At 33.5% G+C, this 26,254-nt stretch carries 22 protein-coding genes; 7 read left to right on the top strand and 15 right to left on the bottom strand.

The genetic code is table 11. The annotated features are described in order from the left end of the window. Positions 1 to 729 (bottom strand): hypothetical protein, encoded by a 729-nt coding sequence (locus BLS98_RS17585; RefSeq protein ID WP_089737925.1) that lies wholly within the window; start codon positions 727 to 729, stop codon positions 1 to 3. Then, positions 726 to 1,049, bottom strand: coding sequence for a PadR family transcriptional regulator (locus BLS98_RS17580; RefSeq protein ID WP_089737923.1), 324 nt, complete (start codon positions 1,047 to 1,049; stop codon positions 726 to 728). The genes BLS98_RS17585 and BLS98_RS17580 overlap by 4 nt, the downstream gene beginning before the upstream one ends. A gap of 81 nt (positions 1,050 to 1,130) precedes the next feature. Between BLS98_RS17580 and BLS98_RS17575 the strand changes: the two genes are divergently transcribed. Beyond that, positions 1,131 to 1,661: a 2'-5' RNA ligase family protein gene (locus tag BLS98_RS17575; RefSeq protein ID WP_089737921.1), complete on the top strand. Its 531-nt coding sequence runs from the start codon at positions 1,131 to 1,133 to the stop codon at positions 1,659 to 1,661. 108 nt (positions 1,662 to 1,769) lie between these two features. Further along, complete coding sequence (gene ruvC, locus BLS98_RS17570) at positions 1,770 to 2,324, top strand: crossover junction endodeoxyribonuclease RuvC (protein ID WP_045501230.1); 555 nt, start codon at positions 1,770 to 1,772, stop codon at positions 2,322 to 2,324. Between the two features lie 29 nt (positions 2,325 to 2,353). Here the strand turns inward: ruvC and BLS98_RS17565 are convergent, their stop codons facing one another. The 6 genes from BLS98_RS17565 to BLS98_RS17540 form a co-directional block, all read right to left on the bottom strand. Then, on the bottom strand, positions 2,354 to 3,010 hold the full coding sequence (locus BLS98_RS17565) for a hypothetical protein (RefSeq protein ID WP_139166148.1): 657 nt from the start codon (positions 3,008 to 3,010) through the stop codon (positions 2,354 to 2,356). Positions 3,011 to 3,045: 35 nt separating this feature from the next. After that, entirely contained in the window at positions 3,046 to 3,501 is a 456-nt protein-coding gene (locus tag BLS98_RS17560) for a hypothetical protein (RefSeq protein ID WP_139166147.1), read from the bottom strand. A 362-nt stretch (positions 3,502 to 3,863) separates the two neighbouring features. Next, positions 3,864 to 4,448 carry a hypothetical protein gene (locus BLS98_RS17555; RefSeq protein ID WP_089737915.1) on the bottom strand — a complete coding sequence of 195 codons (585 nt, stop codon included), beginning with the start codon at positions 4,446 to 4,448 and terminating at the stop codon, positions 3,864 to 3,866. Positions 4,449 to 4,464: 16 nt separating this feature from the next. Then, positions 4,465 to 11,115 carry an RHS repeat-associated core domain-containing protein gene (locus BLS98_RS17550; protein ID WP_167356250.1) on the bottom strand — a complete coding sequence of 2,217 codons (6,651 nt, stop codon included), beginning with the start codon at positions 11,113 to 11,115 and terminating at the stop codon, positions 4,465 to 4,467. A 137-nt stretch (positions 11,116 to 11,252) separates the two neighbouring features. Further along, positions 11,253 to 12,464, bottom strand: a complete 1,212-nt coding sequence (locus tag BLS98_RS17545; RefSeq protein ID WP_089737912.1) for a lamin tail domain-containing protein — start codon at positions 12,462 to 12,464, stop codon at positions 11,253 to 11,255. Then, positions 12,461 to 13,795 (bottom strand): tetratricopeptide repeat protein, encoded by a 1,335-nt coding sequence (locus tag BLS98_RS17540; RefSeq protein WP_089737909.1) that lies wholly within the window; start codon positions 13,793 to 13,795, stop codon positions 12,461 to 12,463. Before BLS98_RS17540 ends, BLS98_RS17545 begins: the two co-directional genes overlap by 4 nt. A 351-nt stretch (positions 13,796 to 14,146) precedes the next feature. Here BLS98_RS17540 and BLS98_RS17535 point away from each other — a divergent pair, with 351 nt between their 5' ends. The 4 genes from BLS98_RS17535 to BLS98_RS17520 all read left to right on the top strand — a co-directional run bounded on the left by BLS98_RS17535 (position 14,147) and on the right by BLS98_RS17520 (position 18,486). Then, positions 14,147 to 15,217, top strand: a complete 1,071-nt coding sequence (locus tag BLS98_RS17535) for a DUF4407 domain-containing protein (RefSeq protein WP_089737908.1) — start codon at positions 14,147 to 14,149, stop codon at positions 15,215 to 15,217. Continuing rightward, entirely contained in the window at positions 15,217 to 17,094 is a 1,878-nt protein-coding gene (locus BLS98_RS17530) for an AAA family ATPase (protein ID WP_228425340.1), read from the top strand. Before BLS98_RS17535 ends, BLS98_RS17530 begins: the two co-directional genes overlap by 1 nt. A 106-nt stretch (positions 17,095 to 17,200) precedes the next feature. Beyond that, positions 17,201 to 17,794, top strand: a complete 594-nt coding sequence (locus tag BLS98_RS17525) for a phage tail protein (protein ID WP_089737905.1) — start codon at positions 17,201 to 17,203, stop codon at positions 17,792 to 17,794. Positions 17,795 to 17,799: 5 nt separating this feature from the next. Next, positions 17,800 to 18,486, top strand: a complete 687-nt coding sequence (locus BLS98_RS17520) for a T9SS type A sorting domain-containing protein (RefSeq protein WP_089737903.1) — start codon at positions 17,800 to 17,802, stop codon at positions 18,484 to 18,486. A gap of 75 nt (positions 18,487 to 18,561) precedes the next feature. On the opposite strand, the gene guaB is transcribed toward BLS98_RS17520, so the two are convergent. The 5 genes from guaB to BLS98_RS17495 all read right to left on the bottom strand — a co-directional run bounded on the left by guaB (position 18,562) and on the right by BLS98_RS17495 (position 23,231). After that, positions 18,562 to 20,022, bottom strand: a complete 1,461-nt coding sequence (gene guaB / locus BLS98_RS17515; protein ID WP_045501235.1) for an IMP dehydrogenase — start codon at positions 20,020 to 20,022, stop codon at positions 18,562 to 18,564. A gap of 215 nt (positions 20,023 to 20,237) precedes the next feature. Continuing rightward, positions 20,238 to 20,738 carry a DUF4252 domain-containing protein gene (locus BLS98_RS17510; protein WP_089737902.1) on the bottom strand — a complete coding sequence of 167 codons (501 nt, stop codon included), beginning with the start codon at positions 20,736 to 20,738 and terminating at the stop codon, positions 20,238 to 20,240. Between the two features lie 10 nt (positions 20,739 to 20,748). Then, positions 20,749 to 22,029 carry a DUF4252 domain-containing protein gene (locus BLS98_RS17505; RefSeq protein ID WP_089737900.1) on the bottom strand — a complete coding sequence of 427 codons (1,281 nt, stop codon included), beginning with the start codon at positions 22,027 to 22,029 and terminating at the stop codon, positions 20,749 to 20,751. 46 nt (positions 22,030 to 22,075) lie between these two features. After that, positions 22,076 to 22,747: a hypothetical protein gene (locus BLS98_RS17500; protein ID WP_181575111.1), complete on the bottom strand. Its 672-nt coding sequence runs from the start codon at positions 22,745 to 22,747 to the stop codon at positions 22,076 to 22,078. Continuing rightward, the gene (locus BLS98_RS17495) at positions 22,722 to 23,231 is read right to left on the bottom strand and encodes an RNA polymerase sigma factor (protein WP_089737897.1); all 510 of its coding nucleotides are present in this window, start codon (positions 23,229 to 23,231) and stop codon (positions 22,722 to 22,724) included. The genes BLS98_RS17500 and BLS98_RS17495 overlap by 26 nt, the downstream gene beginning before the upstream one ends. 392 nt (positions 23,232 to 23,623) lie before the next feature. On the opposite strand from BLS98_RS17495, the gene BLS98_RS17490 reads away from it, so the two are divergent. After that, complete coding sequence (locus BLS98_RS17490) at positions 23,624 to 24,445, top strand: peptidase associated/transthyretin-like domain-containing protein (protein ID WP_089737895.1); 822 nt, start codon at positions 23,624 to 23,626, stop codon at positions 24,443 to 24,445. 30 nt (positions 24,446 to 24,475) lie between these two features. Here the strand turns inward: BLS98_RS17490 and BLS98_RS17485 are convergent, their stop codons facing one another. Together BLS98_RS17485 and BLS98_RS17480 are read right to left on the bottom strand one after the other, a co-directional pair. Then, complete coding sequence (locus BLS98_RS17485) at positions 24,476 to 25,636, bottom strand: putative sugar nucleotidyl transferase (protein ID WP_089737894.1); 1,161 nt, start codon at positions 25,634 to 25,636, stop codon at positions 24,476 to 24,478. A 236-nt stretch (positions 25,637 to 25,872) separates the two neighbouring features. Next, positions 25,873 to 26,124 carry a type B 50S ribosomal protein L31 gene (locus BLS98_RS17480; protein ID WP_027375398.1) on the bottom strand — a complete coding sequence of 84 codons (252 nt, stop codon included), beginning with the start codon at positions 26,122 to 26,124 and terminating at the stop codon, positions 25,873 to 25,875. Positions 26,125 to 26,254 lie beyond the last annotated feature (130 nt).

Genomic DNA, 26,254 nt, shown 5'->3' with positions numbered 1-26,254 from the left:
CTAGCCATTAGCATGAAGGGTAAGAATATTTTGCATTCTCAACAGATTTTTTTTATGCTCATAAAAATTGAACAGCGTAAATATGATGCCAGTCTGCAATAAGAAAGGAATTAATAAAGTAATTGTTACCATAAGATTATCTGCATGATTCTGTTCTCTGAAAAACTGATACGCATAATGTCCGTTCTTCATCAATAATTGTAACATAGATAGCGTGCATAAAAGCATGAGTCCCATATTCTGCTGATACATGGTATATAAGCATTTCCCTTTATACTTAAAATCAGGTTTCATGTATTTTCTGATTTTAAAATTGAGAATCCATACAACTCCCAATGCTAATAAAAACATACCATTTAATCCTTTAAAAAGGAGACTGTAGATATTCACATTGTTTGCAAGATAAATCAACAATATATTGATTCCGGAAAAGAGAAGTCCTGCTAAAAATGATTTCTTCAACAGATTGTTATATTTTTCGCGGATTACTTTCTTTGCGATCAATGGAATCGGCTCCCGGAAAAACATCCAGTAACTGGTTGTTGTAAATTCATCTTTCCAGGATTTTTTTACTTTGGAAAAAGCCTCTTCAAAACTAAGATTTTCCTCCAGTTCCAAATCCATGATCTGGCTTATCATATGATCCTTAATTTCTATCTGGATATCCAGTGAAAGATTCTTGGAAACAAGATAATCTGTAATCTTACTTTCCTGCACTGTATTCATCATATGCTAAAAATAGATTGAAGATTGATCAGATAACTTTTCATCTCACTCTCTTGCTCAGCCTGCTGTTTCTTTCCTTTTTCAGTGAGCAGGTAGTATTTACGATCTCTTCCGTTTATTTTCTGAATTTCCGAAGTAATCATTCCGTCCCCCTCCAATTTATGAAGTAAAGGATAAAGTGCCCCTTCTGTCATTTCAAGTTCTCCCTCAGTTAGCTCTTTGGCCCTTTGGGTAATTTGGTAGCCATACATTTTCATTTCTTTTGAAAGCAGCTTCAAAATAATATTCTGTAAGGTTCCCTTATAAAGACTATTTTTTTTCATGGTGTTGTTTTAATACATTGCAAATCTATGCATAATTTTCTTATGTATCAAAATTTATTTTAAAATTTTTTAATTTGCCTTATGAAAAAGATGTACTTCATTGCAATCTATCCGTCTGAAGAAATCATTAAGGAGATAAAGGATTTTAAAAGAGATATGGCTATTTCTTATCATAACTCTAAGGCGTTAAAAAATGATGCTCATATCACCCTTTTCCCTCCTTTTTCCAGAGAACTGGAATTAGAAGAAGACATTCACATCGCTTTTCAAAAAATTGACACGAATCTTCCACCATTTGAAATTGAATTGAATGGTTTTGGGAGTTTTCCCAATCCCAAAAATCCGGTGATCTTTGTGCATCCTGAAGATAATATCCACTTAACAGATCTTTACCACAGGGTAAAGCAGCAATTCTCCTTTGCAAAATATTCTTTCACTCCTCATATGACTGTAGGCTACAGAGATTTGAGTTGGGAAAATTATCTCAAAGCCTGGGAAAAATATCATCACAAGGAATATAAAACGAGGTTTTTAGTTGATAAAATCTTATTGTTGCGTCATGATGGAAAATGGGTTCCTATCGCAGAGAAAAGCCTTACAGAAACAATATAAGATCTTCCCTATTTTATTCTATAACTCCTACAGGCATCTATAATCTATTTGTCTATCATCTCTTCGTCTCTATCCATTATTATTTTATAAAGTCTTATCTTTGATCCAATGATTGCAGAGAAGATAATTTTAGGTATTGATCCCGGAACCGCTATTATGGGATTTGGTCTTATTTCCGTTAAAAAAGGTAAAATGGAAATGGTTTCTATTCATGAATTAATTCTGAAAAAATACCCTAACCATGAGACCAAACTAAAATATATTTTTGAAAAAACTTTAGCGCTTATTGATGAATATCATCCTGATGAAGTAGCTCTTGAAGCTCCTTTCTTTGGGAAAAACGTACAAAGTATGCTGAAATTGGGACGTGCACAGGGCGTAGCTATGGCGGCCAGTCTTTACAGAAATATTCCTATCACAGAGTATTCTCCTAAGAAAATTAAAATGGCGATTACAGGAAATGGTAATGCCAGCAAAGAACAGGTAGCAGGAATGCTTCAGAATCTCCTTAATTTAAAGGAATTCCCTACCAAATATTTAGATGCATCCGATGGCCTCGCTGTTGCAGTATGCCATCATTTTAACTCTGGAACGATTACCGATACGAAGTCATATTCCGGATGGGATAGTTTTTTGAAGCAGAATCCGGATAGGTTGAAATAGAGATTTTGATGGGAGAACCATAGAATTACTTAATCTAATATGAATGGGATTTTCTTTGTTTTTAAAACACCATGAAATATTTTAATATTTTTTTTTTTCAAAGAGTTTATCTGTTGTTCTGGTAAGTATTTTTTTATCTCAGTACTGTCAAAATTTAATTCTATCTGAATAAAATATTCCTTTTTTTTATCAAAAGTATAATAACTACCTGAAGCCTCCAGATCTTTTTTAAAAATTGAAATTTTCTTTGAGATAGTTTTTTCTTCATCAGAAGCCAAAACAAATTTTGATTTTGTAATTACCTTGTATTTCTTTACTCCCCAATAGTCAATCCGGGCGCCTTGAGCTAATAACTTTTTCAATAGTAAAGAATCTTTATGCTTATTGAATATAAACTGATCCATCTCTTTTCCTCTAGGTTGCTCCCTATCAATATATACTGTATTGATCTTTGGTTCTTTACCTTCTTTATTAACTATCACTATATTCCCTCCCAAGTACCCCCATTCACTATCTTGAACAAATGAAGGAGGATAAAAAATATATTTTACACCGGTATCATTATTGAGTACAAGACAGGAGTTTTTATTAGTATGATATACTGCATCACAAAAATTAAGTGTTACACCATTTTGGGTACAGCTTAAGCACATTATAAAAACTATTAGGAGCAGGATCTGTTTCATACTTTATTTTCTGAATTTTAATGGAAATCAACTGATCATCTTTTAAAGTAAATCCAGTCGCTACTTATATAGTCACAATTTTTACAAACTCTTGTTTTCAAGGAAACCTTAAAACGGTACCATTTATTTTTTTCCAGAGAATAAGTACTGTTTAGTATGCTGAATTTATATTGCTTTATCCTATTCTTTTTCAGTAAAATCCTGTAAGGAAAACATGGTTCTGTAAAACAGTCAAAATGATTCCTTGGAAAATCAGTATCATCATATACACCGGTTTCAGTATCACTTTTTTGAAACACAGTTACTACTAGAGCATTATTATCAATCTGCTCCGGAACTTTAATTGGTGTTTTATCAGTATTTCCGATTTCAAGAATAATCTCTCCCATATTGATATGATCAAGATTCAATTTATAAGTATATTCTGTTCTTTCCTGTCCTAGGCAGATCATAGGTAGTAAAATAAAAAAGGAGATAATAATTGGTTTCATAAGCTTATACAGTTTGAAAATAAATTAACCCAATATCTATTATAACACGTAAAAATAAAAGATTACGTCTATTCGACCTTAACTCAAAAGTAATTCTAAAATAGAAATAATTTTTAGATTAATCACCTTAGTTCAAATTCGTTAATAACAAATTCTACTGCCAGGCCATCCAATCTATTGGAATTATTACTTTTTATATTATTATCTACATATATCCAAACCAGAGATACTATCCTTTTATCCTGATTTTCAATTTACTATTCCACATAAAGCTATTTTACTTATTAAAAAAGCGGATACCAAAAGTATTAGTATCCGCATCATTTCTATTGACATACGTTCAATGCAAAAAATTAAGCATTCTATTTTTTTATTTCCTTTAAAAAGAAATCATTAATATTAATTAGAGTTTTGGGTATTTCAATTTCATCTAAAATTGTAAAGCCATTTTTTATAAGGTCAGCTTTAAATGCTTGTGGGAAATAATAAGTACTAAAAGATAATGTTCCCTTTAAATAATAAACTCCTTCTTCAATAACACCAGTAGGATTGGAACGCTTATGAAAAACTTTTAATACAATATCTTTTTTACTCTTAGGATCTATTAGAAAAGAAGTCTTTATATTTTGTAAAAAATAAACAGCATCATCATAAGATAAATTATATTTTTTCTGAGCTTTTTCAATTTGTTCCTTACTAAAATTGTGCTGATAATTACCCGCATCTAGATGAGCTCCGTTTGTATATCCTTCTAAAGCAATTGGACTATCATTATTAGATATCGAATATTGTGAGACCAAAAAACTATCATAAATAATGACTTTTTTATCAGTATTATTTGATATACGCACAGTTATATAAGATTCAGGACTTTGAATTTTCAAAATTTCTGTTTTTATCTGTGCGTTAAAAAAAGCAGATAGAAAAATACATACAAAATACTTCATGTTACTTTTTTATATTTTATTTTATTATAGTTAATCCTAACCAAAGAGAATATCCAGCAAAATACATTTTCAAAATAGATGGTGCTGTTGTGGTACCTGCCATAGTATTGGCTGTAGTATGAGCAATAACTTCAGAAACATCCAGAGCTAACCTATCAGCATTTTTGAATCCCAAATTAACAAAAAGTGCATAGTTTCTCGAAGTAAAACCAGAAACAGCATGAATTGAATGTATTCCTTCATGATACCAGGTATTTGTAAATTTCAAAATACCATCCCTCATACGAGAAGGGGATATTAATACTTTACCAGTAGTAAATCCATCTGTAACTCCATTAACAGTCCAACCATTTGGATCTGACATTTCACCATATTTATCCAACGTATACCCTGAAAAACCAATAATATTTGTAGCATCCGCAATGCTAAAGTCTTTGGCCGTTTGGGAATATAGTTCTGGAAAAATTTCCGCTAAATCCAGTAATGTACCTTCTGTAACCGCAAAACTTAAATAAACCTTGCCACATTTTTCTATAATTCGCTCCTTCATCTCATCCCTTACGGCTGCTATCTCAAGTGCTTCTCCTGCTAAATGTCCCAAATGATTAAGTCCACTAGTAATAATCCCTTGCCTAAAACCATCCCAAAAATTTCCCCCAGCAATAGTAGAAGAAATACCTCCACTTAATCCTCCGGAAGTAACCATAACCGCTTTCATATATTCTTTTCCAAAGTTATTATAAATAGGTTTGTTTGTTGTTTTACTTACAACAAAATTAGTACCTAAAGCCTGTATTCCACTAGACATTAGAGAAGAAATTGCTCCGCTCATAAAAGCAGCTCCCCCAAACTCACCCCCTATTGAAGCCATTACCCCACTGGTTAAAGCATGAGCACCTGCTTCAAAAAGAGCTTTACCTACACTCACAATGGTTCCAAAAGTAGAGGTAGCGGCCGATCCTATTCCAAAACTAATAGCTCCTGATATACCTCCCATCATCGCAGCTTTCCCCATTCCATACCAGAACGGTATTCCGTTGATCATGTTCATAATTGCTTTTGTCGTAATAGCAACTGCAATACCAATAATAACAGCTACACCTAAGGTTATCGCTTCATTTCCGTCTACATCCACATACAATAAAGGGTTATTATAAACATATCCAAACCTGTCATAACTCTGCGTATTGAACGGGTCCTGAACCAGATTATCTGGACTTAAAAACTTTCTGAGAACAGGATCATACAGACGAGCATTCATATTGATAAGCCCGATTTTCCACAGATGCTCATGTCCTGTATACCCTCTATCTAAAAATATATCTCCTGAAGCAAGCTGTACTGCATCTGTAATTTTTTGTCCGTTTATATCTACAAGCTCTTTAAGATTTCCCCAGGCATCAAAGAAACGTTTTTCAACAGTAGTTCCATCTGCTTTGGTGATAGCAAGAATACTTCCAAGATTATCTCTGTGTAAAAAGTAATTTTCTGATCTGTCAATTGATGCTCCTAACATGATATAATCCCTCTGTATATAATTGGCAGAATAAGGATCTCCAGTCAAATAAGTAGTTATTTCAAGTGTCCCAGTTCCTTTCTTTGAAATTTTTGTAAATTCTACTGCAAAATCAGAGGTATAAAACTTTTGTTTTCCTGAAGTAGAAAACATGGAGTAACGGGTTTTCAGAATATTATATTCAAAATTCAGATCTTCTTTACCCACAAGACTTATGGTAATTGGTGCTTTGAATGCATTATAAGCAATAGAAGCAAATCCTCTCTGAGCACTTACGTTCTGCCCTGCAGTATTAAAATCAATACTTTGTAATTTATAATCTGTTTCGTTATAATTATATTTTCCTAATTCTGTATTGGAAGTTATTCTTCCTCTTTTATCATAAGTGTACTCATTAGATAAAACTCCGTTTACCGCTTCCGTAAGAAGACGGTTAAGCTTATCATAGGTAAAGTCTTCTTTTTTTCCGAAAGTATTGTTTCTGCGCCAGTTGAGCACTCCTTTATTCACATCATAATTATAGTCTATATCCAGAACTGATGTTCCGTTGTTGGTATTCTGATGCTTTATCTGAGTAAGAGAAAAATCATTTGGATGATATTGGTTGGTAATTGTATACCCATTGCCATACTCCATCTGAGTAGTCTGTCCTTTTGCATTTACTGATGATATATGCCAGATCGCAGTATTTTTTACAGCATCATTCTGCTGGATCAGTATACCATTGCTGTCATATATATTTTTTACAGATGAAGAGGAATAATATCCTGAAAATTGAGTATTAATATCTACAGTATCCGCTCTCCCAAAGGTATCAAATGTAGTAGATGATGTATATGTAAAAGCAGGTGTTTCTTCTTTCTTCCCTTTTATTCTGAAATACTGATCATAATAAGTGGTATAGGTAAATGTATTACCATTGCTTGTTCCTGTAATGGTTTCAGGAAGTTTTGTCTGCCCATTATAGGTGTATTTTTTTTCTATATTGGTATTTTCAGCAGCTGTATTTCCGTACGTTTTTTCAGTAAGAGGTCTTCCTAAATCATCATAGGTATACAGTGTATAGCCTTTAGGGGTTGTCTCTTTGATAATACGGCTTAAATTATCATACTCATAGGTGAAAGTTCCTGCAGAAGGATCTTTAATTTTAGATTTATTTCCCCAGGCATCAATTTCAAAACTTGTTTTGATGCCTTCATAATTGGTTTCCTTTAAAGTACCGTTAGGATAGTATAAATAGGTTAAAACACCGCCATGATCCTGCTGTCTTACTACATGTCCCATTGCATCTACAGTTTTAGATGTTTTTTTGTAACCATCATCCACCGTAACCTTCAGTTTCTCATAGCATGTTGTAATTACCTTTCCAGTAAATGCAATATTTTTTACAGGGCGGTTGAGTTCATCATATTCTACCGTATTCCATTTTATTGTTTCCCCTTCAAAAAAAGGTTCAGATGATTTTATTTTTTTTCCGAAAATATCATATCCTGTTTTCTGAATAATCCACTTACCATTTACAGACTGTATCTTGGTCTGAATTTCTTTGTCAAACTTGTCAAAGGTTACAATGGTTTCAGTACCGCCTTCCTTTTTTTTATGAAGATTATATAAGCCCCCTGAAGAAGGATCTGCAACAGATTTCCATATGTTTGTTTTTTTACCCAGAAAATCTGTTATTTCCGTTATATTCCCCCAGCTGTCATATTGATAAGAAGTAGATAGGCCAAGTGGGGATAGCTCGGAAACCATTCTTCCAAGCAAATCTATCTCTGTTGTAGAAAATAGTCCATCATGAGATGTTTTTTTATTCACATAACGATTGGTTCCTTCATAGTCATACGACGTAGTTTGAGCTGCAATACCTGAGGTAGATAATGTCTGGGTTTTCAGATTACCTATACCATCATAAGTATATGAAGTAATAACAGGTGGTATATTAGCCTGGTTATTATATTTTCTGGACTCTGAAACATTTCCGTTTGGAAAATAATCAGATTCTTCTTTGGTAGAAAGTGATAACCCATCTTTAGAAACTATACTTTCAACAGATGCTATCTTTCCATAGAAATAATGATCTCCGTTAGAGAATTCCGGTTTATAGGTATATTTTGAAATAGAAAATCCAATTCCATTATAATCTGTACTTGCACTTTTTAATTTCAAATCATCAGCTTCATCATAATTATATTTTTTACTGATCATAACATCTTTAAGAATGTCTTTGGAGTTCTCTTCCACAGGCATAATAAGATACTGATGATTTCCTTTATCAAACTTTTTATTGAGTGTTGTATTTTCAATAAAAAATTTATTGATACCACCATAGGTAGATTTTACAACCGCGTTATCCATTTCCGGATCTCTTGTCTCAATATTCCAGAAAACCGCTTTTACCGGATTTTTATTAATATACTTTCCATTCTTCAGTTCAGATTCATAAGCATCACTGGCATAAGTTTTCTGAAACCCTCTGAATCCTTTTCCCTCAAGATGCTGTATTCCATTTTCATATCGGTATTCTTTTGTAAGGATTTTATCATCAAATACAGTATGAATTTTATTGACTAAGTAAAGCATTGGATTAGCTTTATGTACCAAATAAGGATATTTTAACTGTTCCTGTGGCTTATAATAATAGGCTATTTTACTCCTGTTAATATTAGCCTCAGCCCCCTCCAGATAATCCATACTTTCATAACCTATTTTTTGGAGAACATTTGAGCCATTATTTACCTCCTGAATCTGTTTTTCTAAAAAATTATCATTGCTGATTCCAATAAATTTATTCTCTCTTAAAATTGGATCAAAAATGTCAATACCTGCTCTGAATATATTCAGATAATTAAAACTGGAAGTTGATGTAATGAGTGATAAAGGAGAAATTTCATTACTTTCAATAGAAAAGGTAGATAATTGTTTAAACGTCCCTCCCTGTAAATTCTTATTTTCATAAAAATTCACTCTATTCGTAAGTGATGAATAAAATTCTTCAATTCTTAAACCAGAAGCTCTTCTTAATAAAGTATTAGATAGATTCTGTACAGGTGCTCCATATAATTTCCCATCAACATTATATTTTATTTTACCAATTTTATTAATGGTAATAATATCTGACCTTCCATCATTATTAAAATCTGTAATAATAATATTATTAGTTGCATATCGTGTAAATTCATATGAATCAGGCTGCCCGTTCCAGAACTTTTGCCAAAAAGTTGTTCTTTTTATATAGTTATTCTGAGAAGGTTTTAAATAAGCAATCTTTTGTTCTGTATAATCTTCCTGATTTTTTATAAATGTTGCTCCGTTTCCGGTATATTTCCACCATAGCAAGCCTTCTGTTTGCATTCTGAAATAAGTATCCCCCATTTTAATTCCAGAATTATCATCTTCGGGAATTTCATAAACAGTTTGTGGAGTAATAAAATCAGTTAAACCATCGCCATTGAAATCTCCAAAAAAAAGAGGCGTTTTACTTCCAAAATTAAAAAGTTGTTCGTTAGAAACTAATGTATCCAGATTATTTGTTCCAAAGTTTACTTTATAGACAGAATATTTTGCATTATATTTATCTACAACAAGCAATTCAGGAAGACCATCCCCGTCAAATTCTACCGGATAAATATCTTTACCATGTAATGCTAAAGTTTCACTTAAAATAATTGGGTTAAGATCAATTGCAGTACTGGAATTTTGTCTTCCAATTTCAACCAGATATATACGATTTCCTCTATTTAGATTTTGTGGTTCTATAATTAAAAAGTCTATGAGCCCGTCGTTATTAAAGTCAGCCTGAACATACTCTCTTCTTGTCTCATCACGTGTATAGGATGTTTCATAAGATCCCTGGCTATAAGGATCATAAGGATCTGGTGCTATATAGTTCTGTACTTCTACCAGTCCTCCTTTTACAGGAACTGTCACTTTTCTCAGATCGCCAGTCACCATATTCTTTATACCGAAGACAACCTGGTCCTTTAATTGCTGATTTACTGCAATATTTGGATTGTTATAATCTCCAGTACCTATCGGAGATTCATTCACAACAATTAATTGATCTTTTTCTGTTAATCTGTTATTAAGATCCAGAACTCTACCAGAAAATAAAGATGTACCTGAATTATTTGTTCCTACATCTATCGTTCCTGAAAAAACTCCACCATCACTGATAGAATATCCATTCGGTTCTCTAACCTGAAAAACAGGATAAGCATATTTTCCTTTTGAAAAATTACCTAAAGTAACACTTCCTAAACCAGTAGCCCAACCACTAATTCCACTCCATTTATTTGCTCCCCAAGCTATTACCCCTTGTGTGGTAGCGTTATAATTAAAGTTTAGAGGTTTAAGATTCTCCCCATTCTCATTACTTACAACCACATTTCTTAAACGTTCTACACTATTATCTTCAATATAATCATGAGAAAGAATATATTTTCTGTATAATGGCACACTGGAAGATCCTGTATTGATTTCATAAAGGACTTTATTGGTAACATAAGAAACTCCTTTTCTAAATATTTGAATATTTCTCTTTCGTGCTTTATAAAGGAAATTGACAAAGTATTTATCATCCGCAGCATTACTGCCTCCATATGATATTTTGGTTATGACCGGAACATTATTTTCTACCTGATAAGAATAATGTATTTCATTGTTAAAAGCATCAATAATTGTAGAAATATAAAATTGTTGAGAAACCAACTCCTTATATTTTGCAATTTTACCATCTGTATACTGAACAATAAATTTATATTCACCGGATGTAGGTTTTGTAATTTTAATTTTTGAAAATTTTTCTGTGGCAAAAGTAGTTTCATCAATTTTGATTAACCTTTGCCCATCCAGATAATATGGGTCCTTACCATCGTATTGTGGTCCAATAGTAATTCCATCAATCTCTTTACTTTTCCCTCCCATTGTAATGGCAGAAAGTCCTACGATGTTCCAACCCCATCCAGCCTGTCCATTACTATTCTGACTATTATAAGCCAAAGCTACATTGGGTTGAAAATTATTTAATCCTTTAAAAACTTCTATAGGTAACGTATAAGTAAGAGCACCTGTTTCGCTTGTACTCATTTCCGCCTGTACCGAAGGGGTAAGTATATTAGACCCTGTTGTTTTAGAAGCTATATCTTTCTGCATAGCATTATTCTCGGCATAACCAGCAGTGCTATATTTCAAAGGAATCTCAATAGTCTTATTCTCTTGAGCAAATATTGAGTGATATGATATAAAGAAGAATAGAAAAGAATATATCTTTAATTTTATTGTTTGTGAAATTACCATCTTAAAATGTTTTTAGATATTACCTGTCCATTAATTAAAACAAAATTGGCAACAAAAGTTCCTGGAAGCTGATTCTGCAGGCTAAAAGAAATTGTAGTGGCACCTTGAGTTGGTGTAAAATTAAAATTATGAATAAGCGAACCTGTTGAGTTAAAAATCTGTATGCTCTGGATCTTATCTAATGCCGGACCAGACCATGATATCGTCACGTTATACTGCTCCGAAGCTTTGGTAGGGTTAGGGAATATTTTAATATTATTCTTTATCTCATCCAAATCATGTGGAATTAACTCTATTGGAGGAATTAAAACATTCTTTCCACAATTTGTATTCACAAAATTTCCGGCAGCATCATATGAAAAACATTTTCTTACAGGATTATTAGGAGTTGTTGGGGCTTGAGAAACCTGTTCAATTGAAATAAGACAGGTCTTATTAACCAATTCATCAACATTATCCCCCCAATCCAAACTGGAAAAAGATTCCTGAAATATATTTTTAACCAGATCTTCATACTTTTGAATAGGAGGAACAAAATCAGCAGCCAAAGGATTAGGAGTTGCCTGATAATCAGTGATAGCATCTGGTTCAAGTTGTACATTTGGGTCCAACGTAGATGCGGGATCAGGATGATATTGTATTGATTTGACAGTATAAAACTGTGAGGGATTTCCTGCTAAATTAGCTATAAAATTAGGTTTAGGTTCACTTCTGAAATCCCATCCCGTTTTACTTACTATAGCACCAACTCCATCATTTGTAACATATCCTAAAGATAAAGTTTCTCTCTTATTTCTTAAAATAATCTTATCCTGAAGAATGATTTGATCCTCTTTTCCAGCAGTGGTAGTAAAATACTCTGAAAAAGGAGTTGTATTGTAAGGAAGAGTACTATAGGCAATTACCACAAACTGTCCGCTTTTAATAATCTTATCTGGCAACTGAAAGGAACTCTGATAATCATATAAAGTCCAATTTTTAAGATTAAGATCTCTATCGCTGTAATTATAGATCTCTACAAATTCTCCTCTATGGTGTTTTATAGCATCAATCAGCTCACCGTTAGGAACCCCATTGATTTTCTTAGTAAATTTCAGCTTTTCATTATAGGGCGTATTCCAATACACCTCTGTAATCATTATCTGAGAATAAAAAAGCTTTCCAACAAGGAGCAGAAAAAAAGAAGCAGTATATTTTATTTTCATGATTGGCTTATTAGTTTTTGTAAATTTTGATTGTAAACTCCCTTGGAGATCCTGTTCTGATTCATTAAAGCAATTGATTTAATAAGAGAATCCGAATGATCAGTATACTGTCTTGGATCAACCACAATATTCAATATTCTTTTTTTTCCCTCTGAATCTCCTTTTTTCGAATAGTACTTTGCAATCAGAACATTTATGCGGTCAATCATATGTGTATTGAAAGCCCCATACATATTTTTACATTGAAGAAGTATTTTGTCTTTAGCAGTATCAAGCTGATTTCCCATAATATCAAGCTTGATTTTACGGGTATTAACTTCAAATCGTTTATCTGGAGCATCTATGTTTTCTTCTAAAAACTTCATAAGTCCTATCGTTTCAGCAGATACAGCACTTTTTTGATGCTCTGCCTTTTTGATGTAGGCATCTAATAGCGATAAAGCAGACCAGAATGTTTTCTTTAGAGTATTATTTTGATTCTCAATCTGAATTAAAACATCATGTTTTTTTTGGAATCGCGCTAGGTCGCGAATATATTTTAAAAATAAAGGATCCTTTTTATCTACGGTATTGTAATACGTTAATGCCTTATTTAATGCTTCAGGATTTTTTTCTTTCCGCATTTTTTTAAAACTTAGATTATAAAGTTGACGGATATGTTGTGCTCTGTCTTTAGAAAAAGGCTTTGCCAATAATGTATTCAATTCATTATTTAATTCGTCTGTTGTAAGATGATCAAATCTATGTTTTTGCTTTTGATACTGCTCTTTTTTATAGGCTTTAAACTTTGTATTTTTATGAGGGCTTCCAATATCAGCGTCCCACTCTACCAGTCTGCATACTTTAGAGTATTGTTCCTGCATATTCACATTTCTGTACCCTCTTTGAGTTGGACTCTCATATTGCTTTTTAACATCAGTTAATAAACGTCCTTTGGAACCGATAAGTTTTACTATTTTTTTATTTCCAGTCGCAGCATTTACATACTCTTTGTTGAGACGCTGCTGAAGCTCAATATTATCCGGTGCTGTCAGTAAAGCTGCTTTAAACATCAGTATCACTTCCCATTCCTTATTTTTTTGCGATAATAAAGCTTTTCGCATACCATCATAGGCTCTTATTTCATTAGGAAATTGTACGATAATTTTTTGATAGATTTTTTTTGCTTCCTCAAATTTTTGCTGTTTTTTCAGGTCGGATGCAGACTTTAGTAATGCATTAACATCATCAGGCAAACAACTGTTAGAGGTAACTTTAGAATACAGATTGCTTGGAAATAGCAAATAGAATACACCTAGAGAGCCTAGTGCAAGGAAATCTTTTCTGGTCATTAGTTGTTTTTTTAATTAAAAGGGGAAGACAGGGTTTCAACGGCCTGTATCTTTATACCGCAAAGGTCATAAATATATTGTCTAACTTCCCCTTGATGCAAAAATAAAACATTTTATAAATTCTACAAACAATTATCCTTGTTTTTTCACCACTAAATGAAAAAACATACAAATCACTTATTTCCAGATAATAAATTTATCCAAAGCCATATAAAATAAATATTTTTTTAATTAATAAACCATCTTCCTACCAAGTAATTTAAAGTCAACAGTTAAATTACTTGGTAAAACATAATACTATCTTTTACATTGGTATGATTTTTAATATTACCTTTGTATAAATTTTCTATAATGAAAACAAACCAACAAACTATAAATCAAACGAATCATAAAATAAATTGGTTCCAGAAGTTCCTAATGGTATGCTCCGGTGGGAATATTCATATTTTAAGAAAGACTCCGAGTGAATGGAATAAATTTTCCGGTATTGGAGGCATTGTGCTTTTCACCGCCGTGTTTGCTACTTTATCGGCAGGTTATGCCATGTATACAGTATTTGATGATATCTGGGCAGCAATAGGATTTGGAATTTTATGGGGATTAATGATCTTTAATCTTGACCGATATATTGTGTCTTCCATTAAAAAAACCGGAACATGGTGGAATCAAATATTGATGTCTATCCCCCGTTTAATCCTTGCTACATTTTTAGGAATTATTATTTCAAAACCTTTAGAACTTAAAATATTTGAAAAGGAAGTGAATAAACAGCTGAACACCATTATTCAAAGAAATAAAAAACAACTTCAGGGTGAAATGAGTGGAAGAATTCTTCAACAAAGTGGTCCTTTTGAAACAGAGAAGAAACAAATCGCAGAAAAAGCTGCTCTATATCAACAATCATACGATTCTGCATCTGTAGAACTTGAAAAGGAAATTTTGGGGAAAGAGTCTGGCTTAACCAGTGGAAGAGAAGGATTCGGGCCGAATGCTAAGCGTAAACAACAATTGAAGGAGCAACGCAGACAGGATCTTGAAAACTATCAAAAACAGGTAGCCCCAAGACTGGAATATCTGGATCAGGAAATTTCAAAAGTATATACCAACCTCGAAACGGAAAGAAAATCTACAGAAACATTTGAAGATAAGTTTAACGGTTTTGCTGCCCGACTTCAGGCTTTGGACGAACTTGGTAAAAACTCAGCTATCATAGGACTGGCAGCCACTTTTATTATGGGTTTATTTATCTGTCTTGAAATATCACCAGTTTTGGTAAAACTGATTTCCCATGTAGGACCTTATGACTATCTTTTAGAAAAAACAGAAAACGACTTCAGATTATATTCTAAGGAGAAAATTGAAAAGGGAAATGCTCTCACTGATTTCAGGGTTGAGGATTTCAAGGATAATCTAAAAAAATAATGTATTTTTCATCCATGATTATTGATAAAGAAGAAATCCAGAAGAAAAAGAAAAAGCTGGACGATTGTAAGGCTTATCTTAAAAAAGAGTTTATTGGTATAGATAAGATCATCGATGATATCATGGAATATCTTCAGATCTGGTATCTGATGCCTGAGATCCTAACCCGCCCTGTGGTTATTAATCTATGGGGAATGACTGGAGTAGGAAAAACTGACCTGGTAAGAAAAATGGTTCGTTTTCTTGATTTTCAAAATCGTTTTGTAGAGATTGAATTAAGCAATACGGATGAAACGTCATGGAGTAAAAGTGTATCCGATATCTTACAAAGTAATGGACTAAGTGATGAGAAGCCAAGCATCGCCCTTTTCGACGAGATCCAACGTTTTAATACTATAGATCCGGATGGTATACCGGTTCCACAAACCAAGTTCACTGATTTTTGGGAGCTCTTAAGTGATGGCCGCCTAAGCAAAAGAGAACGGGAAGATCTCGAACACTATTTATTCTCTTACCTTTTCCGAAAAAAAGAAAATGACAGACGAAAGCTAAACGGAGAAACGGAACTGGATGAGAATCCATACCTGAACTTATGGGATGCCAAAGAATTAAAAAAATACCTTAGCATGGACGATGATGTGATGAGCATCATTGACATGAAAGAGGAAGATATGATTAAACTGATCCGAAAAAAGCAGAAAGAAAAGAAAATCTATGAACCGGTAGATTACAGCAAAATGCTTATCATCATCAGTGGAAACCTTGATGAAGCTTTTCAGATGTCAAAAGAAACCAGTGAAGCAGATGTGGATGCCAATATTTATCACGCATTTACTAAAAAAATAACAGTTGTTGACATTAAGAATGCTTTAGCCAGAAAATTTCGTCCTGAGCAGGTAGCCAGATTCGGGAATATTCATCTGATTTATTTTTCATTAAAAACGGAGGATTTTCATACGCTCATCCAAAGAGAGATCAATAATCTGAAGCATCAAACAAAAACCAAATTCGGAGTTTCCATAAAAATAAATAAAGCCATCAACGAACTGATCTACAGAAACGGAGTATTTCCTGTTCAAGGAGTTCGCCCTGTATTCAGCAGTGTTGTGGATATTTTGGATACCAACCTCAGCAAATTCCTATTTGAAGCCATTATCCATGATGATAAGAACATCGAGATCAATTATCTCCAGGAGAAAAAAATTATTACTGGAAAGATTGGTAACAGAATCATTGAAATTCCTTATCTGGGGAGAATTGACAGTATACGACAAGCCAATCAACAAGATGCAGTGGCTAACATCAGTGTTCATGAATGTGGACATGCAGTTTCTTACATGTTATATACAGGTTTTGCTCCGCTACAACTTAAAAGCAAAGTAGCAAGCAGCTATGCAGCCGGTTTTACTTTCCCACATCAGATTCATGATACCAAGGAAAGCCTTCTGAACAGAGTCAAAATCTATCTTGCCGGAGGAATTGCTGAAGAAATTATTTTCGGAGACCAGCATGCCAGCATTGGCAGAAGCCACGACAGGGAACAGGCAACAAGCCTGGCTATTGATTTCATCAGAAAATATGGTTTCGAAGAAGAATATCAGGCTGCTTATAATTTGGAAGCCTACCCTCACCGCATGCAGCAACACATCACAGATGAAAGAATAGAAAAACTGATGCAGGAACTTGTACAAAAAACAAGAGAAGACCTGATTCTGCATCTTGATCTGCTTAAAAATATGAGCAAAACTCTTAGTGAAAAAGGAAGTATGTCTCCCAAGGAAATCTATGATATTGCTGTTAAACACCAATTGGAAGTAAGCATTAAGGAGGAAGGCTATCTGCATATTACAAATTATCATGATTTACTGAATTCCTAGAGAAAATATCTATAGAAATCGTAAAAACCATTAATAAATTCAAACCTTTTAGTTCAATCTGAAAGGTTTTTTCTTTTTAAATTTATACTAGTAAAAATCAATTATCATGAAAAATTTACTTTTCACATGCACACTGCTTATCTGCAGTGCATTTTCCCCTACATTAAAAGCTCAGGCATCAGAACCTTTCTTAGGACAAATTGCATTTGTAGCTTTTACTTTTGTACCCCATGGCTGGGCCGAATGTAACGGACAAACTCTATCGATCTCTCAAAACCAAGCCCTATTTTCTCTTTTGGGAACTACTTATGGCGGAGATGGAGTTACGACATTCGCATTACCTGATATGAGAGCCAGAGTACTTGTTCATAACGGGCAGGCTCCCGGAGGAGGAACAACTTATACGATGGGACAAATAGGTGGTGCCGAAACGGTAACCTTAACAGTATCTCAAATGCCTACACATACTCATACAGTGAGTGCCGTAACAGCAGAAGGAAACCAAAACGTGCCAACAGGCAGCCTTCCTGCTAATACAAAAATTCTGGATAAAGAGTATTCAGACACAGCAGCAGATACTACTATGAAAAGCACAATGTTAAGTAATGCAGGAGGAAGTCAGCCTCATGAGAACAGGCCTCCATTCCTTACCTTAAAGTGTATTATTGCATTAAATGGGGTATTTCCATCACAAAATTAAGAGCTATGAAAATCCTTTACTTATTATGTCTGGCATTTGTAGGCTCTGCTTCAGCCCAGACGATTAACTTTAACGGATGTCATAACCTATTTGAAAATCAAAACTTTATTTTCAATAAAACAGGAATAGATGCTTTTAATAAAAACATTTATATGACAACTCCAATTAATGATCAGCAGCCTTGTGGTGGATTAGGAAACTGTGAATTTAAAATTCAGTGGAATAATGCGCTTACAAGATGGGAATTTCTCGGTGATGAAGGAAACGGGACTTTTACCGCTCCATATTTAATTTATTACAACTCAACAGGAAATAATTCACTTTCTATACCTCCAGGCAATACTTCTGGAACCTGGATTGAAAATACAACTGTAACAAACGGAGAATGTAATGGAAATCTTACAGTTGTCAATTCAACAATGACCGGTGATGTACAAGGTCCTGCACTTGGAATACAAGAAGTTTATAAAGGCAGAATTCAAATTTTCCCTAATCCTGTTTCGGATTATATTCAAATTTCAGGAATTAATGATGGGAAAATGATGCAGATTTACAATATTGACGGCCGTCTTATAAAATCTGAAATATTCGATTCTAAAGTTGATGTTTCACAGCTTATCCCAGGTGCTTATGTATTAAAAATTACAACCCGGGGATTCCAATCTCATGAATTCAAATTCATGAAAAAATAAAAGTTTTTTTACAACTGAATAGAAAATAGGCTGTCTTGCTTTAAGACAGCCTATTTAAATTATATATTACTCTTTTTATAAAGAATAGTTAGGAGCTTCCTGAGTGATAATCACATCATGTGGGTGTGATTCTTTCAATCCGCTTCCTGTAATCATTACCAATTTGGAATCTCTCTGTAAAGTTTCAATATCTTTAGCTCCACAATATCCCATTCCTGCTCTTAATCCTCCAACTAACTGGAAAATAACTTCTTCCAATTTACCTTTACTTGGAACTCTTCCTTCAATTCCTTCCGGAACGAATTTTTTAGCCTCACTCTGGAAATATCTTTCTTTTCCTCCTCTCTTCATAGCAGAAAGACTTCCCATTCCTTGGTATGTTTTGAATTTTCTACCTTGGAAAATGATTTCTTCACCTGGAGCTTCATCAGTTCCTGCTAGAAGTGATCCTAACATCACTGCTCCTGCTCCACTAGCAATTGCTTTTACGATATCTCCTGATAATTTAATACCTCCGTCAGCAATTACTGCGATATTTTTAGTCTGAGCATATTCGTAAACATTATAGATCGCAGATAATTGAGGTACCCCAACTCCAGCAACTACTCTAGTTGTACAAATAGAACCAGGGCCAACACCTACTTTCAGAACGTTTGCACCAGCTTCTATAAGATCTTTTGCAGCTTCAGCTGTTACGATATTACCACCAACGATATCCAAATCCGGATATACTTGTCTGATTTCTTTAATCTTATTTAAAACTCCAATAGAATGTCCGTGAGCAGAATCAATACCAATGATATCAACACCTGCTTTTACAAGAGCTTCGATTCTTTCCAATGTATCTTCACCAACTCCAACACCTGCACCAACAATTAACCTACCGTTTTGATCTTTGTTTGCATTTGGATATTCAAGCTGATTATCGATATCTTTAATGGTAATTAAACCAACCAATTTATTTTCAGCATCTACAATAGGAAGTTTTTCAACTCTGTTTTTAAGAAGAATTTCTTTTGCTTTTTCAAGATTGGTATTTTTATCAGAAGTGATCAGGTTATCTTTAGTCATGATCTCTTCAACCTTTGCACCAAGGTTTTCCTGATACTTTACGTCTCTGTTTGTGATAATTCCGATTAATACATTATTTGCATCAACCACGGGAAGGCCAGATATTTTATATTTAGCCATTAATTCTCTAGCTTCACCTAAAGTATGATCTTTTGAAAGCGTTACAGGATCAGAGATCATTCCGTTTTCAGAACGTTTTACTCTGTTTACTTGTGCAGCCTGTTCTGCGATCGTCATATTTTTATGAATGAAACCTAAACCACCAACTCTAGCCAATGCAATTGCCAAATCTGCCTCTGTAACAGTGTCCATTGCAGCGGAAACTATCGGAACATTCAGCGTGATTTTGTCGGTAAGTCTTGATTTTAATGAAACCTGGTTAGGTAAAACTTCTGAATAAGAAGGGACTAGAAGAACGTCATCGAAAGTGATGGCTGTCTCTACAATTTTGTTATGAATAGACATCTTTACTTTCTTTGCAAAATTAGGTTATTTTAATGACATATGAAAATCTATTTTAATAGTTTAAATAAAAATTAATAATCAATAAGTTAAATCGAAAAACCGCCCTTTTTAAGAACGGTTTTCCTTTACAAAATAAATTTAGTATGTCTGAAACTACTTGCGACAATTAATTTTTCTTGATGATTAAAGAATAATATGAAGTTTTAATCGTTTTTCTATTTATCTGAAACAGCATTAATCATTTTAGAAATATCATCAGGAGTAAAACTCCCTTTTACATCTACAAAGACCAATTCCTTATCTGAATTTACGGTGATCAGCATGTTTTTAATAGATTCACCCTTTTGCTTTACACGCAGATTCACATTTTCGCCGTTATGTTTAATGGTAGCCCAGTCTTCGTATTGATTATTGTTCAAAAACTTAGCATAATCATTAAGCATTTCTTTACTCCCATTTTCTACGGTAAGAACTTTTATTTTCGAAACCTTTTTAATAAGGTTAATAAGTTCTTCACTTTCTCCATCTTTCTTCAAAGCCTTTTTAATATATGGCTTAGCCAGCAATAACGGTACATTAAAACTTGTAAACTTAGCTTCCTTAAAATCATACTTAGAGTCTGAAAAGAAATCCATATTTGGTTTCTCTGAAACAATACAAGACTGAAAGGTACCTATTATCAAAAGTGATAAGAAAATAATTCTGAGCGTTTTCATGGTGATTATTTTAATCCATTGGTCTTAGTAGTCCTCCTGATGTTTTACTGATATTAGCATCTATTTCTGGTCTTCCTTTATATCTGACAGATCCACCCGAAGATGCTCTTACTTTTAATTTATCCGATACATTTACAGTAAGATTTCCTCCGGAAGTTGCTTCCGTTTCAAGGTAAGTAAATTTCAGATCGTCAGCTTTACATAATGCCCCACTGCTGATATCAATGGTTCCTGAATCTGCTTTTCCACTCAGACTGATATTGGAACCACTTGAACTTTTAATCCCAATATTTCCAGCAGTAATTCCTGCTCTGATATTTGATCCTGAGGATGCAGAAATAGCTGCAGCATTTGAGATTTTGAAATCTCCGTTAATATTGGATCCGGATGAAGCATCAATTTTCATATTTTTTTCCTGAATAGAATTTACGATGGTAAGGTTAGACCCTGATGAGGCATCAATACTTTCCATTCTTGGAGAAGATACATTAACACTTAAATTTTTAAATCTCAGATTTCTTACTCCTTTGTTATCAATATAAATTCTCAAAACTCCATTTTCCACCTTTGTAATGATATACTCTAACTTATCTGAATCGGCAATCACTTTTACACTGGTTGGTTTTTCCTGTTTAAAGATTACGTTTACACCTGTACTAACCTGAATTCCTGAAAACTCACCTACGTTTCTGGCTTCACCATTAAGGTAAGATGAATTACTATTTGAAGTCGCATTGCTTCTTGTGCTGGAAATTGAGTTCTTTTTAGTCTCACTGGAATTGATAATTTTACTTACATCATCCATAGACAGTTTTCCGTCCAGCATTACAAAAATACTTTCCCCGCTTCCACCGTCAATACTAAGTAACAAGTCATCCAGAATACCATTCTTTGCCTCTGCAGAAAGAAATTTCACTTTAGCTCCGGCATTATTTACGGACATGATTTCGTTGTAGTTCAGGTTCTTTAAATACGAAGAAATATCTTTACTCAACTGGGACATATTAGTTTGAACTTTACGCCCTTCCGCAGTATTTCCCTTTTCCGGATTTTCCGTAATCAGAATCTTAAGTCCGTTGATCTTTGACAATAACGGCTTAATCTGATCCAGCTGGGAATCATCAATATTAAGACTGCTGAGCATCCCGAACATAGGTTTTGCAATCTTAATGGAAGTTACTCCCTCTACTTCCTGATATTTATCAAAAAGCTGGTCAAATTTATCTTTTTGTCCATATACATTAAAGAAATGGGTAAAAGCAAGAGCGAATATTATGAATAGTTTTTTCATGAGTCAATTTTATTTTTTAAGTTAATGATGGCAACTGTTTTTCAGATTAATAATCGTCTTCTACCACCGTAGGCTGTGCCAATTTTTCACTAACATTATTTGCAAATATCTGGAATGAGTATTTTGTTACATTTATTGCTTCTTCTACGTTGTCAATTCTTTTACCGTTTACAATTACGTAAGAATTTTCATAGCCTGTAGAATCTTTAGCTTTATTATTTTTAAAAGAGGAGTTGTCTGCATATCTTGGCTTTCTTTCCTTTTTAAGTCTTCCTCTTTTAGGTAAGATTTCATCCATAACATCTTTTTCAGCGACATGATTATCCTGAAAGATAGAATCTTTTTTAGTTCCTGAAATAGAATCGGTATGATTCACTGCCACCTGGTCCTTGTGATTATTGTTTTCTTCAATAAAGCTGGACTTCTGCTTCAATACTTCATTTTTCACAATACTTTCCTTATCCTGAACTCCTGTTTCGGAATTATTTTTAAGGAAAAATCCGATTCCGAAAACCAGCGTTACACTGGCGGCCATCCAGAACCATTTGGGAAATGAGGGCTTTTTATTTTCTTCAAGAGGAATAATAGGCGTTGTGTTTTCTTCAGAGGTTGTGTTTTCTGCCTGCTGAAGGAAATCATCAAAGCTCCATTCCATTTTTTCTTCCTTTATATCCTGGAAGATTTCGTTGTATTTATCTTGTAATTGATCTTTTTTCATAGCTCATCAGTTGTGAGATTTGTTCTTTTACTTTTTGTCTTGCCCGCATAAGGTTTACCCTTACTGCATTTTCCTCCATTTCCAGCATTTCAGAAATTTCGGAAACATCGTACTCTTCTACATCTTTCAAGTGGATCACCAGCTTCTGTTTTTCGGGGAGTTGATTAATAAATCCTATAATATATTCTTTAAGGTTATCAACGTCCATACTGTAAAGTTCCGACCGGTGAAGCTGCATATCCGCAAAGCCTATCTTCACATCGTGATGCTTCAGGCGGTTCAGGCATTCGTTCCGGACAGACTTCAGTGCATAGGATTTTAAGTTCCCAAACTGCTCCAGTTCATCCCTCTTCTGCCAGAATTTCATCATGATATCCTGCACTACATCTTCTGCTTCATCACTACTCATGACGAATCGCTTCGCAAAACGATACATCTCGTCTTTGAGAATAAACACCGTATTCTTGAAAGTTTCTTGGGTCATGAGTTTTGTTTCTTATAGGTAAGACAACCAGTCTTTACAATCTATTACATCAAAAATAAAAAAACTTCAAATATTTTTGAAGTTTTTATTTTAACAGACTCATAATAGTTTTTATTTTTTTATAAAAGTATTAAATTTACTTAGTATTCACGGTTATTTATCTGTATTCATTTCTCACATTTGAGAAATAATATAAAAATTTTATATTTGCTCACTAAAAAGACAAAAGGAAGAAAAATTTAAAACCATACTTAATAAAACTGTTTACCTCAGTGCAATCTTTACACTTTAATAAAAACTGGTGGAGATTATCTGAAACAACGATAAAGAACGGTATCAATTGTTCTTCCAATATTTTACTGATACAAAAATCTGATTTCACAAATCAAAACATGAAAAACCAAATTAAAATCCACAACCCCTGCCCCGAGAACTGGGATGATATGCACGATTTTCCTTCAGGAAAATTCTGTGATAAATGTTCCAAATGTGTTGTAGATTTTACAAATAAAACAGATGAGCAGATCAAAGATATTTTAACAGCAGCCAACGGAAAAGAAATTTGCGGAAGGATATCAACAAGACCTTTAGCTTTGGCTGCTGCGGGAATTATCTTAGTAACCAATCTGACTTTCGCTCAGGCACAAAATAAAAATAGCTTCAATATTACTTCTGAACAAAAAGCAACAGATATTACAAAAGTGTCTGGAAGATTAATATTCAAAGAAACACAAAAAGCCATTCCAAATGCGGAAGTTTTCTTTATAACCCAGAAGAAATTTTTGAAATCTATAACTAATGAGAATGGTTATTTTCAGTTAGATATTCCCAACAATCTTATAAAAGAAGAAAACATTTTACACTTCAATTTTGATAAATTGAATGAAAAAAGAAGGATAGAGAAAAATATAAAAGACACTATAAGTGCTAGTAATTATGGAGATCAGACAATCATTTTTTCAAGCAAAGAAAAAGTTGAAAATAAAAAATTTCAAATTGATTATAAGGCATTTGAAATTGGAGCTGTTGTAGTTGTAGAGAACCCTCCACCAGATTATTACTATTTCGATGGGAAAAGCATTAGCAAGGAAAAATTTGAAAAATTAAAAAAGGAAAATCCTCAATATCAATATTTTTCTTTTGAAGGAAAAGAAGCTGATATCATTTCTCAGGATAACTTTATAGATACTTTATATCTATTATATTCAAACTAAAAAACCTCCAATCGGAGGTTTTATTTTTTATTAATATGTTTCAAAAACATGCTTCAAAATAGCTTTATCTTCTTCTGTTAAAGCTACTTTTCTTCTGGCCATTGCTCTTTCGGCCACTTCGTAGACTTTATCTAATCTGAATCTTTCATCATCTTTTAAGCCGCCCCACGAAAAGTTCTCCACAAGATTGGGTGGAAAACCTGGTTTGAAGATATTGGAGGCTACTCCAATTACAGTTCCGGTATTTAACTGTGTATTGATGGCTGTTTTAGAATGATCTCCCATAATCAGACCTGCAAACTGTAACCCTGTATCTTCAAAAGCTTTGGTTCTGTAGTTCCAGAATCTTACATTTCCGTAATTATTTTTCATATTGGAAGAATTGGTATCTGCTCCAAAGTTGCACCATTCTCCAATAACCGAGTTTCCTACAAAACCTTCATGCCCTTTACTGGAATATCCGAAAATAATAATGTTATTCACCTCTCCTCCTACTTTACAGTGTGGTCCTATGGTAGTAGCTCCATAGATTTTAGCTCCTAGATTAAATTTAGAATCATCACAAAGCGCAATAGGTCCACGAAGATGGCAACCTTCCATCACCTCTGTATTTTTACCAATATAGATTTTACCAGTCTTTGTATTGATCGTCGAAAATTCTATGGAAGCTCCTTCTTCAATAAAAAGATCTTTTTTATCTCCCAAGAAACCATTTGTGGAAGATAACTCCTGTGAAGTTCTTCCTTTTGTCAGTAAGTCAAAATCGAAATCAATCGCATGATGGTTATAGGTAAATAAGTCTTTCGGTTTTTTAAAGAAAATAAGTTCTTCTTTAATGTCTGTCATTTTTTCGATCTGATGAAGGGAAAATCCTTTCATATTGATCTTTGCAGCTACCAATTCGTCTTCATAGACCAAAGCTTCACCCTGCTTAAGGTCTTTGATCTGCTGAATAACAGATTCTGTAGGGATAAAGTTCGGAACTAAAAAAAGGCTTTCTTTTTCTTCGGGAGTTTTAAATTTATCCTGAAGATACATTTCTGTAAAATAAGAAACTTCTGTATTCTCCAGAACTCTCTGCCATCTTTCAGAGAAGGTAAGGATTCCGCATCGCATGGCTGCAATTGGTCGGGTAAAAGTAAGCGGAAGAAAGTCTTCCCAATATTGTGCGTCTGAAAATACTAATTGCATTTTTTAGAAGTTAGGGGTTAAAAGATAGAATACGGGGACCTAAAGCCAAACCTTCACTACCTAAAAACAAAAATACAAAAAGATGGGAGAGAAGACAAGAGATAATAGACGGATAGATAATAAACAAGGAATGGAAGACTAAATATTTGGCTGGAAATTTTATAAGAATAATAAATATTGAACACAAAAAAGCCTTCCAAAGATTGGAAGGCTTTTATATTGTGAGTATACAAAAATTACTTAGCGAATTTTTTGTATTTGTTCATGAACTTATCAACTCTACCTGCAGTGTCAACTAGTTTCACTTTACCAGTGTAGAAAGGGTGAGAAGTTGAAGAGATTTCCATTTTGATTAATGGGTACTCTTGTCCTTCGAACTCGATAGTATCTTTTGTTTCTGCAGTAGATTTGCAAAGAAACACCTCGTCGTTACTCATATCTTTGAAAACAACAAGTCTATAATTTTCTGGGTGGATTCCGTTTTTCATAATGCTATTTTTAAAAAATTAAAGTTTGCTTTCGAAATAGTAATGGATATTTCTCTGCTAATTTTAGGTTGCAAAAGTACAACTTTTTTTCTAATATCCAAATACTGAATTCAATATTTTTTTCTTGATA

This window comes from Chryseobacterium jejuense (genome assembly GCF_900100075.1).
Lineage (GTDB): Bacteria > Bacteroidota > Bacteroidia > Flavobacteriales > Weeksellaceae > Chryseobacterium > Chryseobacterium jejuense.
Note: the sequence above shows the minus strand (reverse complement) of the source record. Positions and strands in the feature narration are given on the sequence as shown.

Excerpts from the sequence above, each read along its gene's own strand:
- BLS98_RS17540 (WP_089737909.1), bottom strand. The coding sequence starts at position 13,795 with ATGACCAGAAAAGATTTCCTTGCACTAGGCTCTCTAGGTGTATTCTAT.
- ruvC (WP_045501230.1), top strand. The coding sequence starts at position 1,770 with ATGATTGCAGAGAAGATAATTTTAGGTATTGATCCCGGAACCGCTATT.
- BLS98_RS17510 (WP_089737902.1), bottom strand. The coding sequence starts at position 20,738 with ATGAAAACGCTCAGAATTATTTTCTTATCACTTTTGATAATAGGTACC.
- BLS98_RS17525 (WP_089737905.1), top strand. The coding sequence starts at position 17,201 with ATGAAAAATTTACTTTTCACATGCACACTGCTTATCTGCAGTGCATTT.
- BLS98_RS17555 (WP_089737915.1), bottom strand. The coding sequence starts at position 4,448 with ATGAAGTATTTTGTATGTATTTTTCTATCTGCTTTTTTTAACGCACAG.
- BLS98_RS17500 (WP_181575111.1), bottom strand. The coding sequence starts at position 22,747 with ATGAAAAAAGATCAATTACAAGATAAATACAACGAAATCTTCCAGGAT.
- BLS98_RS17535 (WP_089737908.1), top strand. The coding sequence starts at position 14,147 with ATGAAAACAAACCAACAAACTATAAATCAAACGAATCATAAAATAAAT.
- BLS98_RS17530 (WP_228425340.1), top strand. The coding sequence starts at position 15,217 with ATGTATTTTTCATCCATGATTATTGATAAAGAAGAAATCCAGAAGAAA.
- BLS98_RS17505 (WP_089737900.1), bottom strand. The coding sequence starts at position 22,029 with ATGAAAAAACTATTCATAATATTCGCTCTTGCTTTTACCCATTTCTTT.
- BLS98_RS17560 (WP_139166147.1), bottom strand. The coding sequence starts at position 3,501 with ATGAAACCAATTATTATCTCCTTTTTTATTTTACTACCTATGATCTGC.
- BLS98_RS17495 (WP_089737897.1), bottom strand. The coding sequence starts at position 23,231 with ATGACCCAAGAAACTTTCAAGAATACGGTGTTTATTCTCAAAGACGAG.
- BLS98_RS17585 (WP_089737925.1), bottom strand. The coding sequence starts at position 729 with ATGATGAATACAGTGCAGGAAAGTAAGATTACAGATTATCTTGTTTCC.
- BLS98_RS17580 (WP_089737923.1), bottom strand. The coding sequence starts at position 1,049 with ATGAAAAAAAATAGTCTTTATAAGGGAACCTTACAGAATATTATTTTG.
- BLS98_RS17480 (WP_027375398.1), bottom strand. The coding sequence starts at position 26,124 with ATGAAAAACGGAATCCACCCAGAAAATTATAGACTTGTTGTTTTCAAA.
- BLS98_RS17490 (WP_089737895.1), top strand. The coding sequence starts at position 23,624 with ATGAAAAACCAAATTAAAATCCACAACCCCTGCCCCGAGAACTGGGAT.
- BLS98_RS17545 (WP_089737912.1), bottom strand. The coding sequence starts at position 12,464 with ATGAAAATAAAATATACTGCTTCTTTTTTTCTGCTCCTTGTTGGAAAG.
- BLS98_RS17575 (WP_089737921.1), top strand. The coding sequence starts at position 1,131 with ATGAAAAAGATGTACTTCATTGCAATCTATCCGTCTGAAGAAATCATT.
- BLS98_RS17565 (WP_139166148.1), bottom strand. The coding sequence starts at position 3,010 with ATGAAACAGATCCTGCTCCTAATAGTTTTTATAATGTGCTTAAGCTGT.
- guaB (WP_045501235.1), bottom strand. The coding sequence starts at position 20,022 with ATGTCTATTCATAACAAAATTGTAGAGACAGCCATCACTTTCGATGAC.
- BLS98_RS17485 (WP_089737894.1), bottom strand. The coding sequence starts at position 25,636 with ATGCAATTAGTATTTTCAGACGCACAATATTGGGAAGACTTTCTTCCG.
- BLS98_RS17520 (WP_089737903.1), top strand. The coding sequence starts at position 17,800 with ATGAAAATCCTTTACTTATTATGTCTGGCATTTGTAGGCTCTGCTTCA.
- BLS98_RS17550 (WP_167356250.1), bottom strand. The coding sequence starts at position 11,115 with ATGCAGAAAGATATAGCTTCTAAAACAACAGGGTCTAATATACTTACC.